This is a genomic window from Aestuariivita sp. (assembly GCF_049276915.1).
Classification (GTDB): Bacteria; Pseudomonadota; Alphaproteobacteria; order Rhodobacterales; family Rhodobacteraceae; genus Aestuariivita.
In genome coordinates this window covers 1-12758 of the sequence record NZ_JBASXK010000144.1, presented here as the reverse complement: position 1 = coordinate 12758, position 12758 = coordinate 1, and the positions used below count along the sequence as shown (strand labels likewise).

The 12758-nt window shown below is 58.1% G+C and carries 12 protein-coding genes and 1 pseudogene; 9 read left to right on the top strand and 4 right to left on the bottom strand.

Going from position 1 to position 12758, the window contains the following annotated elements:
• Window position 1: 1 nt before the first annotated feature.
• Window positions 2–1333, bottom strand: a complete 1332-nt coding sequence (locus tag WAO69_RS15335) for a flavin monoamine oxidase family protein (RefSeq protein WP_422180689.1) — start codon at window positions 1331–1333, stop codon at window positions 2–4.
• 2 nt (window positions 1334–1335) lie between these two features.
• Complete coding sequence (locus tag WAO69_RS15330) at window positions 1336–2088, bottom strand: cupin domain-containing protein (RefSeq protein WP_422180687.1); 753 nt, start codon at window positions 2086–2088, stop codon at window positions 1336–1338.
• 281 nt (window positions 2089–2369) lie between these two features.
• On the opposite strand from WAO69_RS15330, the gene WAO69_RS15325 reads away from it, so the two are divergent.
• From WAO69_RS15325 to WAO69_RS15295, 7 genes are all read left to right on the top strand, one after another.
• The gene (locus WAO69_RS15325) at window positions 2370–3494 is read left to right on the top strand and encodes an ABC transporter substrate-binding protein (RefSeq protein ID WP_422180685.1); all 1125 of its coding nucleotides are present in this window, start codon (window positions 2370–2372) and stop codon (window positions 3492–3494) included.
• A 73-nt stretch (window positions 3495–3567) separates the two neighbouring features.
• Entirely contained in the window at window positions 3568–4503 is a 936-nt protein-coding gene (locus tag WAO69_RS15320; protein ID WP_422180683.1) for an ABC transporter permease, read from the top strand.
• On the top strand, window positions 4500–5309 hold the full coding sequence (locus WAO69_RS15315; protein WP_422180681.1) for an ABC transporter permease: 810 nt from the start codon (window positions 4500–4502) through the stop codon (window positions 5307–5309). The genes WAO69_RS15320 and WAO69_RS15315 overlap by 4 nt, the downstream gene beginning before the upstream one ends.
• 16 nt (window positions 5310–5325) lie before the next feature.
• The gene (locus WAO69_RS15310; RefSeq protein ID WP_422180679.1) at window positions 5326–6429 is read left to right on the top strand and encodes an ABC transporter ATP-binding protein; all 1104 of its coding nucleotides are present in this window, start codon (window positions 5326–5328) and stop codon (window positions 6427–6429) included.
• Between the two features lie 43 nt (window positions 6430–6472).
• Entirely contained in the window at window positions 6473–7132 is a 660-nt protein-coding gene (locus tag WAO69_RS15305; RefSeq protein ID WP_422180677.1) for a TetR/AcrR family transcriptional regulator, read from the top strand.
• An 89-nt stretch (window positions 7133–7221) separates the two neighbouring features.
• Window positions 7222–9312 (top strand): FAD-dependent oxidoreductase, encoded by a 2091-nt coding sequence (locus WAO69_RS15300; protein ID WP_422180675.1) that lies wholly within the window; start codon window positions 7222–7224, stop codon window positions 9310–9312.
• Between the two features lie 140 nt (window positions 9313–9452).
• Complete coding sequence (locus WAO69_RS15295; RefSeq protein ID WP_422180673.1) at window positions 9453–9701, top strand: hypothetical protein; 249 nt, start codon at window positions 9453–9455, stop codon at window positions 9699–9701.
• Here the strand turns inward: WAO69_RS15295 and WAO69_RS15290 are convergent.
• Both WAO69_RS15290 and hemB read right to left on the bottom strand, forming a co-directional pair.
• Window positions 9698–10264 (bottom strand): YSC84-related protein, encoded by a 567-nt coding sequence (locus tag WAO69_RS15290; RefSeq protein WP_422180671.1) that lies wholly within the window; start codon window positions 10262–10264, stop codon window positions 9698–9700. The genes WAO69_RS15295 and WAO69_RS15290 overlap by 4 nt on opposite strands.
• A 140-nt stretch (window positions 10265–10404) precedes the next feature.
• Window positions 10405–11406 carry a porphobilinogen synthase gene (gene hemB / locus WAO69_RS15285; RefSeq protein WP_422180669.1) on the bottom strand — a complete coding sequence of 334 codons (1002 nt, stop codon included), beginning with the start codon at window positions 11404–11406 and terminating at the stop codon, window positions 10405–10407.
• 119 nt (window positions 11407–11525) lie between these two features.
• On the opposite strand from hemB, the gene WAO69_RS15280 reads away from it, so the two are divergent.
• Together WAO69_RS15280 and WAO69_RS15275 are read left to right on the top strand one after the other, a co-directional pair.
• Window positions 11526–12062 (top strand): component of SufBCD complex, encoded by a 537-nt coding sequence (locus WAO69_RS15280; protein ID WP_422180667.1) that lies wholly within the window; start codon window positions 11526–11528, stop codon window positions 12060–12062.
• A 26-nt stretch (window positions 12063–12088) separates the two neighbouring features.
• A pseudogene (locus tag WAO69_RS15275) lies at window positions 12089–12758 on the top strand (transcription-repair coupling factor); the annotation flags it as partial.

Sequence of the window (12758 nt, the reverse complement as noted above, 5' to 3'; positions counted from 1 at the left end):
CTCAGGCGAGGGCTTTGGCGACTTTCTTGGCGGTTTTCTTTCCACTGACGTAAGCTCCGTTGACCAGCGCCGAAACCTCTCCGGCCATGGCCTCACCGGCAAAGAACAGAGTGTCGCCCACAGGTTTGCCCAGGACCTCGCGCGCGCTGTTCTTACCCGGCCGGGGCGCGCCATAGGCACCCAGCGTCAACGGGTTCTCAGCCCAGTCGGTGGCAAGCCCCTTGATGAAATGCTTGCGCGCATCGCTGCCCACCAGGCGGATCAACTCGCTCAGGGCATAATCCACCACCGCATCCGAGCCTTGCGCCGACAGTTCCCAGCCAAAGCGGCCACCGATATTGCCGAAGATATAGTCATGCCCACATGGCCAGGCGACGAAAAAGCATGCCTCACCTGCCTTGTCTTCGGGAATGCGATGAGTGACCCAGTCATTCTCTTCGAAGCCCAGACGCGCACCGTCGAACATCAAAGGCACTTTCATCAGCAGACCCATGGGGATGTCGGCGATCGCTTGTTGTTTGGCGACGGGAAGCGCGGGCGTGAACTTGATCTTTCCGGATGCCAGAACACCCGTCGAGACCGTCACGATGCAGGCTTTGGCACGGATGGTGCCCGTGGCGGTTTCAACCGAGACGCCGGGCCCGGAGTAATCGATCGCGCTGACCGGAGTATTGAGGGAAATCGGCAGTCCCTGAGCCAAAGTCGCCACGACCGCGCCCAGACCTTCGCGCACGAAGAAGCTGGGCTGGTCGTCGGCGCTTTCCCAATAATCGGCGGTCGAGACCTGATCAAAGTCCACGCCATAGTCCATCGCCCCCATCCAGGATTGAACCGTTGCGGAATAGGGCATTTCAGGTGTGACCGAGGAAGCGGCGACATCCAGTCCGGCCTTTCCCGCCCTTGAGAGCGCGCGTTCAATCGAAACCCACGCCCGGTCATAAGCCGCCCATTCCGCATCGCTGGCCGGATTGCCGTTGAGATCGAACAGTGCCGATCCCGCGGATGTATGGTTCACGAGGGTAAATCCGCCTTCCTGAGCGAGCTTGGTAAAGGCGTTCTTGTTGGACCCCGAAATCCAGGAACAGCCGTGATCCAACGGCTGGCCCAGTGTCGTGCTTTCGGTATAGGCGCGCCCACCGACACGGCCGGATGCCTCGACGATGATGAAAGACACGCCTTTCTTTTGCAAAGCACGACCGGCCGAAAGACCTGCCGCACCGGCACCGATGATGACCACGTCAGGATTTGCGGGAAGTGTCTGTGCCATGAGTGGGGTTGCTCCTGCAAGCGCCAGCCCGGCCAGCACCGTGCGGCGTTGTAATTTATGTATCATCACTACGCTCCTGGTCGATTTTCGGGAATGAGAACGGCGTAATACTTCTTGAGATACCTCGGCACGTTCCAGGCCACCTCGGTACCGGCGGGAATGAAAAAGCAATCGCCCTTGACGAACAGATGCTCTGTGCCGTCGGCATCGGTCAGCGTGACCTCGCCGTCCAGGACCTGGCCGAACTCGTGACAGGGGAAGGGATTTGTCTCACTGGTGAAGGCCTGAGTGTCCCAAAGACCAACCTCAAAGTTGCCGTGATCGTTCTTGAATAGGACCTTCTCGCGGGTGGGCGGATCGCTGTCGGGCAGCAGATATTCGTCAGTCAGATCCATATCGGCATCAAGCGCCTGTATGCCACCATCCGCGCTCAGGCCTTCCGGCGTTTCGGCGCGCGGATCCAAATAGGTGATGTAGAACTTCTTGAGATAGCCGTCCTGTTTCCAGCTGACAGGAACGCCGTTGCGAAAGATCACGCTCTGACCCTGTTTGGCGTCAACACCATCGCCGGTTTCGTCCAGCATCTTGAACGCGCCCTCAAGAACAAAGATGAACTCATCGCCGGGGTAGGGGCCAAATGCCTCTTGCATGGAGGTTGTGTCCCAGACCCCCACGCTCATGCCCAGATCCTTGTCCTGGAAATAGACATGCAGGTTCTGCTGCTCGGGCACAGTGTGAAAATCCGCCGGATCCAGCACCATTGGCTTGAGACCATCTGGCCCGTTCGGTTCGAATCGATAAACACGCAATTCACTCGTCATTTTGCCTTACTCCCTGGTGCTGCATGCCAAATACGGGTTCCACTTTGCGGCTGAGTGCACGGATATTAAGCACGATCCGCTTTTGAAGTTTCTGAACTTTCAAAAGGCTTGACTCGATTCGCGGTACATTTCAATGATTGAATGATCATTCAGTCGAGCAAGTTTCGCGAAACCACGTTTTTGCTAGGAATTGCAGAAAAATGCGCTAGGCTCATCGAGTGAAACACGAAATAGTCGTCGAAAAATCAGGCGGCATGAAACAACAGGGGAGTTAAATCAACATGGATGTTCTCGACCAGCTTGGCGCTGTACGCGAAGGCAAGCTCAGCCGCCGCAATTTCACCAAAGGTCTTCTGGCTGCCGGCGTGGCGATGGCCACGCTTCCGGCCACCGGACGGCGTGCCCTGGCATCGACCGAAGACCAGGCGACATATTTCACATGGGGTGGCTATGACATTCCCGAACTGTTCGGACCCTATCAGGCCAAGAATGGAGAGTTGCCAAACTTCGCGATCTTTGGCGGATCCGAGGAAGCTCTGACAAAAATGCGCGGCGGCTTCGTCGTGGATGTCTCGCATCCCTGCAACCAGGCAATGCCACGCTGGGTGCAAAGCGGTCTGTTCCAACCCATCGATCCATCGCGCGTTTCCAACATGGCAGATGTGATGCCCGAACTGGTCGACCTGCCGGGCAACATGGCCGATGGCGGCATGGTCTGGATGGCACCGTTTGACTGGGGTCAAACTTCCGTCACCTACCGGACCGACCTGTTCGAGGTGGAAGGCGAGGAAAGCTGGGACATGCTGTGGGACAAGCGGTACTCTGGCCGTCTGGGCTCACTGGCATCGGGCGCGGATGCCTGGTGGTGTGGCGCGGTCAAGGCGGGCGTCAATTTTGACGATATCGCGACCGACGAAGCGTTTGAAAAAATCGCCGCCGTCATGCGCGAACAACGTCCTCTGATCCGTGTTTACACGGACGACACGACCACTCTGGAACAGGCTCTGGCCTCGGGAGAGATGGCCGCCGCAATGACCTGGAACAGCTCGGCCGTTCTTCTGCAGTCCGAAGGTGTTCCCGTGAAATTTGCCAGACCGAAAGAGGGCGCTCTGACCTGGGTGTGCGGTCTGATGATTCACAAGGACGCTCCGAACCTGGATCGCGCCTATGATGTGATCGACTCGCTTTTGAGTGTTGAGACCGGCAAATTCATGATCAACGACTATGGTTATGGCCACTCGAACATCAAATCTTTCGACGAGTTCGACGAAGCCACCCTGACCGGACTGGGTCTCAGCAAGGATCCGCTTTCAATCCTAAAGGCCGGCCATGTCCAGCTGCCGCAGTCGCAGGACTGGGAAACACGAATGAACGAGACATTCGAACAGATCAAAGCAGGGTTCTAATCGCCCCGCATCCAAAACGCCCGTCGGAGTGCTCCGACGGGCGTCTCCTTCTCTCAATGCAGAAGTGAACCGGATGGCCGATACATCTCTACCCCATACCGCAGCCAAATCAGGCGCTCCGCCCCGAAAAAACGGGAAAGTCGCCGGCTTTCTGTATCGGAGTGAAGCGGCGCGTGGGTACTTGCTCATGTCGCCAACGCTGCTGATCCTGACGATCGGCATCATCATTCCCTTCATGATCCTTGTGGTCATGAGCTTGTGGACGCGTCAGGGCTTTGGCTTTGACATGACGCCCACGATCAACAATTACACCCGCGTCTGGAACGAGCCGATCTTTGGCGCGCTGCTGACCCGGTCTTTCTGGATTTCAGGCATCGCGACCGTCGCCACGGTTCTGCTGTGCTATCCGATGGCCTATTTCGTCGCCTTCCATGTCCACAAAAACAAGATGATGTGGATCATCCTGATGACATTGCCGTTCTGGACCAGCTATCTGCTGCGCGTCTTCGCGTGGAAAGTGATCCTGGGCTATGAGGGCGTGATCAATTCCGGTCTGATGAGCATGGGCTTCATCGACGCCCCGCTGGAATTCCTGCTTTACAGCCAGGAGGCTGTGATCATCACGCTGGCCCATGCATGGGCCGCTTTCGCTATCTTGCCGCTGTATGTCAGCCTTGAAAAAATCGACAAATCCCTGCTTGAGGCCGCGACTGATCTTGGTGATGGTCCCATGGCGCGTTTCTTCCGCATCACGCTGCCGCTGTCGATGCCGGGTATCATTGCGGCGACCTTCCTGATCTTCATTCCAACGACAGGGGACTACATCACGCCTGCTCTGCTGGGCGGTCCGGATGGAGCGATGATCGGCAACTTCATCCAGATCCAGTTCGGCGCGGTGAACAACTGGCCAATGGGAGCGACGCTGTCGATCGTGCTGATGCTGTGGATTGCCGCCATTGCACTTGTGTTCCTTTTCCTCACCCGCAAAGCGCAGGAGAAGATCGCATGAGCGAGTCAGGCACTTATATCAAACGCCCCAACAGGCCACTTCAGATCTATGCGGTGATCTTTCTGATCGTGCTCTATGTCCCGGTGCTGTTCATCCCGATGTTCAGCTTCAATGACTCGATCTATGTCCGATTTCCTCTCGAAGGCTTCACCTTCCGCTGGTACGGCGAATTGTGGCACCGCGAACCGGTGTGGAATGCACTGTTCAACAGCATAAAGGTCGGGGCGGTCGTCGCGGTGATATCGACCGTATTGGGGGTTGTCGCCGCTCGGGCCATCACCCGCTATCGCATCCCCGGAAAAAGCGCCCTGGTGACATTCATCATGATGCCTCTGGTCATTCCCGGCATCATCTTTGGTGTTGCTCTTCTGGTTCTGATGAGCCGCATGGGTGTGCCCTTGTCACTTTACACCGTGACGCTGGGCCACCTGATCGTCTGTCTGCCTTTCGCAGTGGCCGTTCTTCTGCCGCGCTTCGAGGGGTTTGATCCGTCGATGGAGGAAGCCTCGGCCGATCTGGGTGAAAATGGCTGGTGGACGTTCTGGCGCGTGACATTCCCGATGGTGATGCCCGGTGTCATCGCAAGCTTGCTGCTGACCTTCACCATATCGTTCGATGAATTCATCATGGCCTTCTTCCTCACCGGCACAGATCCGACGCTGCCGATGTATATCTGGGGCCAGCTGCGCTTCCCGCAGGAGTTCCCATCGGTTCTTGCGCTGTCTTCACTGATCCTCTTCGTCTCCTTTATTCTGGTCTTCTTCGCTCAATGGGTTGGGCGGATGGGGCTGGAAGAAGAAAAATAAAAAGGGCGTACACGCCATGTCATCTTCCGACGCGTTTATCTCCATCCGGAACGTCAACAAGTACTTCGGCAGTTTTCAGGCCATCAACGAAGTGTCCATGAACATCGGGCAGGGAGAGTTCTTTTCCCTGCTGGGTGCCTCGGGCTGCGGAAAGACCACCCTTCTCAGGATGCTGGCGGGATTTGAAAGCACATCCTCGGGCGAGATCTTTATCGACGGGCAGCCCATGTCCGATGTGCCGCCCCATCATCGCCCGGTCAACATGGTGTTCCAGAGCTATGCGATTTTCCCGCATCTGAATGTTGCCGACAACATCGGCTATGGATTGCGCAAACAAAAGCTTTCCAAGACCGAGCGCGCCGCGCGGGTCGATGAGATGCTCGAGTTGATCAAGCTGCCCGGCTACGGCAGTCGCAAGGCCAATGAGCTGTCCGGCGGCCAGCGTCAACGGATTGCCCTGGCACGTGCGCTGATCCTCAAACCCAAGGTGCTGCTTCTGGATGAACCCTTGGGTGCCTTGGACAAGCAGCTGCGCGAGCAGATGCAGCTTGAGCTGCGTGCGCTGCAAAGACAGGTTGGTATCACCTTTGTTTTCGTGACCCACGACCAGGAAGAAGCGCTGACGCTGTCGGATCGCATTGCGGTGATGTCGGGAGGGCAGGTGTTGCAGGTGGACACGCCTTCAGGGCTTTATGAAACGCCAAAGAACCGCGAAGTGGCCAGCTTTATCGGCAACATGAACTTCTTCCGGGGAACTGTCCGGCGCAATGGGGCCGCGATGGGGGCCGTCGAAACCGAAGGTCTGGGGGTCATTCCCGTGCCGCTTGAGCAGCTGACCAAACCGGATGGAACGCCGGTGCAGGTCGCCCTGCGGCCCGAAAAGTTTTCCCTTTCAGACCAGAAGCCTGCTGATGGCCACGCGGTCGAAGGCAAAATCAGCAATGCGGCCTATCTGGGCGAGCGCAGCCATTTCTATATCAACATCGAGGGCAAGGCGGATCCGATCGCCGTCTCAAGCCCGAATTTTCACCGCAACACAGGTAATCCAGACGCATCAAACGGCTCTTCCATGTGGCTGTCCTGGTCACCGGATTCCGTCGTTATCCTGGACGCTGATTGACACAGGTCACACCAAAGCAGGAACCGCCCTTCGCAGAACCGTTATGAACCAAACACTGAGAAAGCCAACCTCCGAGGACAAACCGCCCCGACGCACCGAAACCAAAGAGGTGCGCCGCCAGCAATTGATCAATTCGACGATCAACTCGATTGCCAAACACGGGATCGGCGGCACGACCATGTCGACGGTGACCGATGATGCGGGGCTGTCTCTGGGAATCGTGAACTTTCACTTTGAGAGCAAGCAGAAGCTTTTTGAGGAAACGCTGATGCACCTGGCCCATGAGCATCACGAGCATTGGCTGAAAGAATACCGCGATGCCGGTTTGGGGGCAAAGGACAAGCTGCTGGCGATCGTGGATGCGCATTTCCATCCCAAGATCTGTACGCGCAAGAAGCTGGCCGTCTGGTTTGCTTTCTATGGCGAGGCCGGGCGGCGCAAAACATATCGCAAGCTGATCGAAGACATTGATGCCGAACGCTTTGATATCTCGGTTGAACTCTGCACCCGGCTTGTCGAAGAGGGCCAATACACCGGCCTGCCACCGCGCCAGATCGCGAATATCCTCGAGGCGATCTATGACGGGATGTGGCTAGATATATTGACCTATCCCGCCAGCTACACCCGCGAGACTGCGCAAGCCCATCTGCATGGGTTTCTTGCCAGTACGTTTCCAAAGCATTTCGACATGCCAGACTATTAACGGACCACGAAAACAAGCCCGAGATGCGAACCGACAAGGCCGAGAGGCCTTGTAGGAAAGTGAACAGCTTGCCCTTCAGGAGCGATGAGATGAGCCGAGACCCACGTTATGACATTCTGTTCGAGCCGGTAAAAGTCGGCCCGGTCACCGCGCCCAACCGGTTCTATCAGGTGCCCCATTGCACCGGCATGGGCCATCAGCGCCCGCGCACACTTGCCGCCATGCGCGGTGTCAAGGCACAGGGCGGGTGGGGTGTCGTCTGTACCGAGTACAACTCGATTCACCCGACGTCCGACGATCTGCCCCATGCCTATGCCTCGCTCTGGGATGACAGCGATGTGCGCGCGCATCAGTTGATGACAGATGCAGTGCATGAGCATGGATCGCTGGCGGGTGCCGAACTCTGGTACGGCGGCGCGCGTTCTTCCAACAACATGACACGTTTGGTTTCGATGGATGTCGACAGTGTTCCTAATCTGGCCGGTCATCCTTTTCAGACTCGCGCGATGGACAAGACAGACATTCGTAACCTGCGCCACTGGCACAAGCGCGCGGCGCTGCGCGCGCGCGATGCCGGCTTTGATATCGTCTATGTCTACGCCACCCATGGCTATCTGGTGTCGAACTTCCTCAATCCCCGCATGAACACACGCTCGGATGAGTATGGAGGGTCTCTGGAAAACCGCATGCGACTGACCCGTGAGTTGATCGAAGAGACGAAAGAGGCCGTTGGAGATCGCTGCGCGGTGGCGGTTCGGTTTTCGGCCGATGAAGAGATCGGCGAAGATGGGCAGCCGATTTTCGGCGAGCGCCGCGAGATGCTGGAGGCGCTGGCAAATCTGCCCGACCTCTGGGACATCAATATCGCCGATTACTCGCTGGAAATGGGCGTGTCCCGCTTTGTCAAGGAAGGCGCGCTCGAGCCTTACATGACATGGGTGAAATCCGTCACGGACAAGCCTGTTGTGACAGTGGGTCGCTTCACGTCACCCGACACGATGGTGTCTCAGATCAAACGCGGAATTACAGATTTCATCGGTGCCGCGCGCCCGTCAATTGCCGATCCGTTTCTGCCCAAGAAGATCGAAGAGGGGCGTCTGTCAGAGATCCGCGAATGCATCGGATGCAACATCTGTTACTCGGGCGACAGCCTTGGCGTGCCGATCCGGTGCACTCAGAACCCGACAATGGGCGAAGAATGGCGGCGCGGCTGGCATCCCGAGATCATCACGAAAAAGGCCAGCAATGCGCGCGTTCTGGTCGTCGGAGCAGGGGCATCAGGTCTTGAGGCCGCCCGCGCACTTGGCGCGCGCGGCTATGAGGTGATGCTGGCTGAAGCCACCCGTGAGATCGGCGGTCGTGTAACGCGCGAAGCCTCGTTGCCGGGGATGAGCGAATACATCCGCGTGCGCGATTACCGCGAGCAACAGCTGCTGCAGATGACGAACGTCGAAATCTTCAGGGAAAGCCTGCTGAGTGTGGAAGACGTTCTTGCGGTCGAGGCTGACCATGTGGCCATCGCAACCGGTGCCACATGGCGCACGGACAGATTCAACGAAGAAGTCTATCTGCCCATCGCCACAGGCGAGGCCGCTCTCAGGGTGTTTACCCCAGACGATATCATGGACGGTCGCCTCCCGGATGGTCCAACGCTGATCTTTGATGGAGACAGATATTACATGGGCAGCGTCATGGCCGAGCGCATCCGCGCAGAGGGGCATGAGGTGACCTATGTCACCCCCTCAGACAGCGTGTCCGCCTGGGCCGGGAACACCTCGGAACGCTGGCGCATTCGCACGCATCTGATGTCTCGTGGGATCCAGATAGAAACCGCCCAAACACTTGTGGCCTTCGATGGCAGCCAGGCGGTTCTGGAATGCGCCTATAGCGGTGCTGAAAAGACCATGGCCGTAAGCAACATCGTGATGGTGACCGCGCGCAAGCCGAACGACGCGCTCTATCGCAAGATCCTGGGTGAAGCGGGCAGCGACAGCTTGCCCTTCAGCCTGACACGGATCGGGGATTGCGACGCCCCATCGATTATCGCGGCGGCGGTCTATGCCGGGCACCGCTATGCGCAGGAGTTGGACAGCGTGGTCGATATTGACGAACCGCTCAAACATGACAGGGTGGATGTCGGGCTGGATGCAGGCGCGGTGTCGCCTGCGCAATGGAAGTAAGAGGGTTTGATGGGCGCGCTGCAAGATACCTTTAAGAGAAGATCGCTTTTTCAGAGAGCCTATTATGCAATGACCATGACGGGGCACACAGGGGTGCTTGCCCTCTGCATCGACCTTCAAAGCGATTTGAGCTGACAGGGATGCTGCGCGCGCTTCTCATAAGCTTTTGTCTTGTGCTTGCCGGCTCACTGGCCGCGCAGCAGGCGGATACCACGGTGCCTGTCGAGGAATGCGATATCTGCACCGCGCGCCACAAAAGCCTTCAGAAGCTGCAAGCAGCGCGCGCCGCAAAGGATCCGGTCATCACCGACAAGGAAGAACCACAGGGTCTGGACAGTCAGGCACTCCTGCCGCCACCATCGGCTGATGGCTCAGACCAAGGATCTTAAGGAATGATCCGTGTATATTTGGTGCCTTCCAGCGTCGCACCAAGACGCAAACCGGCCTGACCAAACACAGCCGCAAGAACCGGCGTCAGCGTGGTTGTTGTATCCGCCGAGATACTCGAGCCTTCGTCGCTGATCACATATTCCAGATCGGCACCAGCGGCCCAACCGGGTGAGCGACGGAAATCCGAAAGCGCATCCTCGGTCATGAAGAACAGCACATGCGCATATTGCTGAGCGCCGATCTGAAGTCCGCCGGACCCCTTGACCATCGAGTAATAGTCAACCGTCGCGTCATTCACCCGCAGCGCCCCGCGGCCATAGGCGCCGCCCAGTCCAAGGCCGGCTTCGGTCACCAACGGCATCACAAGCAACCCGACGGCTTTGTTCGACAGTTCGCGCGTGTTGGGGTACTGGCTGTACATTTCCGAAAGCGTTGCATCAACGCGGGCGTCGATCGTCGAGGCTCCTGTGGATCCGATACCGTTGCCGCATGCGGCGGTTACGCTCACGCTCGCCAGCGCAGCCACGGTAAAGGCGCGGCGCGAAATTTTGGGAATGCTCATGTTCATATGCCTGTTTTCTGCCTGAGTTATCATTATCGCCGGGTCAACCCGATCTTACCGGCATATATACGCCGATCAGACAACTCTGTCACCTATATCTGGTAGACAATGGGCAGTTTTTCGCCACGCGGGACCTATGGCTAGCTGCCGCGCAGGAGTCGGGCAACCGCCGGCGCGAAATAGGTGAGGATACCGTCACAGCCTGCGCGTTTGAACGCCATGAGACTTTCAAGCATCGCTTTCTCACCGTCGATCCAGCCGTTCTGAGCCGCCGCCTGTATCATCGCGTATTCGCCGGACACCTGATACGCGTAGGTGGGCACGCCAAAGCCGTCCTTCACGCGCCAGCAAATATCGAGATATGGCATTCCGGGCTTGATCATCACCATATCCGCGCCCTCTTGCAGATCGCGCTCGATCAGGCGCATGGCTTCGTCCGAATTCGCCGGATCCATCTGATAGGTCTTCTTGTCGCCCTTGAGCGCGCCAGAGGCCCCGACCGCATCCCGGAAGGGGCCATAGAACGCACTGGCATATTTGGCGGCATAGGACAGGATCATCACATTCTCATGGCCTGCCGCTTCAAGTGCGCTGCGCATGGCACCGATCCGGCCATCCATCATGTCCGAGGGTCCGATGATATCGGCCCCGGCTTCGGCCTGGCTGAGCGTTTGCTTGACCAATGCCTCGACCGAGCGATCATTGACGATCACACCATCTTCGACAAACCCGTCGTGACCATCGATGTTATAGGGATCCAGCGCCACGTCGGTCATGACCGCGATACCCGGCACTTCGGCCTTGATCGCGCGGGTCGCCCGATTGGACAGGTTCTCGGGGTTCCACGCTTCGGCGCAATCCGCCGTCTTCAATGCGGGATCCGTGTAGGGGAAAAGGCAGATCACCGGTATTCCAAGATCGCGCGCTTCGCGGGCGGCGTCGACGATCTTGTCAACCGAACGGCGCACCACACCCGGCATCGAGGTGACTGGTTCTTCGATTCCCTCTCCGTCGCGGACAAAAACCGGCCAGATCAGATCCTCCGTGGTCAGAGTGTTCTCACGCACAAGGCCGCGAATGGCTGCAGATTGGCGTGCCCGGCGCATGCGGGCGAAAGGAAAGGGGGCGACTGTCGGTTTCATCGCATGGGCTCCTTGCACATTTTTCTATTGGGTGGCATGGATTGACGCCCGTCACAAGACCCGGAGCTTACCGGTCAGGCGGGTTATCTTTTAGTGCAGCGCAATTCAGGTTCGGCTTCGTGGATTTCTATCAAGAATTATTCTGGCTGATTGATATGCGTTCCTTCTCGAACCTGTGGTTCTGGGTGGCGCTTGCCGTTGTGTGGTCATCGGCCAGCCATTGGGTGATGGGCGTGCCCTTTGACATGGTGGTGCGCGCCCGTCGCGTTGGCGGGCAGGCGGAAGAAGACCTCGAAACCATCGTGCGCGTGAAGGTGAACCGGCTGATGATGATTGCGCGAGTCTCGGGCCTCTGGATCATGGGAATGGTCAGCTTTGTGCTGACCGGCTTGATGCTGCTTGGCTGGGTCTACCGCATCGAATTCGCCCAAGCGGTGTTCCTGCTTGCCTTTCCAATGACGATTGTCGGTCTCACAAACCTCAAACTGGCTCAAAAGATCGAACATAATCCGCCCAAAGGCGAAGAATTGCGACGTGTGCTGTCACGCCATCGCCTTGTGACGCAGATGATCGGCACCCTGTCGATCTTTGTGACGGCCATGTGGGGAATGTATCAGAACATCGCAATCACCGGGCCCTGGGCGCTTGACGGTTAAGCCAAACAGCCCATCTGGCCCATGACATGAAGAACCCCGAACATATCGTCGTAGGCGGCGCGCCCGAAGGTTTCGACGCTCAACTCATCGTCAACGAGAGTGCGCGGGTCGAGGGGCCGGTGCTGCATATCGCGCGCGATGACAAGCGCATGGCCGCCATGGCCGAAGCTCTGGCGTTCTTTGCACCTGATCTGCCTGTCCTGACATTTCCGGCATGGGATTGTCTGCCCTTTGATCGCGTCTCGCCCAACGCAGATATCTCGGCCATGCGCACGGCGGCCTTGGCGGCCCTCGTTCATGGCGCGCTGCCGGATCGCTTTGTCCTGCTGACCACGATCAACGCGGCAACCCAACGCGTGCCCGCGCGCGACGTGCTGCGCGAGGCTGCCTTCAGCGCGCGCGTGGGCACCCGCGTCAACGAAGACGCCTTGCGTCAGTTCCTGGTGCGCATGGGCTTTTCACAAAGCCCCACGGTGATGGAGCCGGGCGATTACGCGATACGCGGCGGCATCATCGACATTTACCCGCCCGGAGAGGGTGGCCCGGTGCGGCTGGATTTCTTCGGCGACGTTCTGGACGGTGCACGCCGCTTTGATCCCGGCACCCAGCGCACAACGGAAAAACTGGATGTGGTCGAACTTGCCCCCGTCAGCGAGATCATTCTGGATGAGGCCGCCGTGACGCGGTTCCGCCAGA

Excerpts from the sequence above, each read along its gene's own strand:
- WAO69_RS15335 (WP_422180689.1), bottom strand. The coding sequence starts at position 1,333 with ATGATACATAAATTACAACGCCGCACGGTGCTGGCCGGGCTGGCGCTT.
- WAO69_RS15330 (WP_422180687.1), bottom strand. The coding sequence starts at position 2,088 with ATGACGAGTGAATTGCGTGTTTATCGATTCGAACCGAACGGGCCAGAT.
- WAO69_RS15325 (WP_422180685.1), top strand. The coding sequence starts at position 2,370 with ATGGATGTTCTCGACCAGCTTGGCGCTGTACGCGAAGGCAAGCTCAGC.
- WAO69_RS15320 (WP_422180683.1), top strand. The coding sequence starts at position 3,568 with ATGGCCGATACATCTCTACCCCATACCGCAGCCAAATCAGGCGCTCCG.
- WAO69_RS15315 (WP_422180681.1), top strand. The coding sequence starts at position 4,500 with ATGAGCGAGTCAGGCACTTATATCAAACGCCCCAACAGGCCACTTCAG.
- WAO69_RS15310 (WP_422180679.1), top strand. The coding sequence starts at position 5,326 with ATGTCATCTTCCGACGCGTTTATCTCCATCCGGAACGTCAACAAGTAC.
- WAO69_RS15305 (WP_422180677.1), top strand. The coding sequence starts at position 6,473 with ATGAACCAAACACTGAGAAAGCCAACCTCCGAGGACAAACCGCCCCGA.
- WAO69_RS15300 (WP_422180675.1), top strand. The coding sequence starts at position 7,222 with ATGAGCCGAGACCCACGTTATGACATTCTGTTCGAGCCGGTAAAAGTC.
- WAO69_RS15295 (WP_422180673.1), top strand. The coding sequence starts at position 9,453 with ATGCTGCGCGCGCTTCTCATAAGCTTTTGTCTTGTGCTTGCCGGCTCA.
- WAO69_RS15290 (WP_422180671.1), bottom strand. The coding sequence starts at position 10,264 with ATGAGCATTCCCAAAATTTCGCGCCGCGCCTTTACCGTGGCTGCGCTG.
- hemB (WP_422180669.1), bottom strand. The coding sequence starts at position 11,406 with ATGAAACCGACAGTCGCCCCCTTTCCTTTCGCCCGCATGCGCCGGGCA.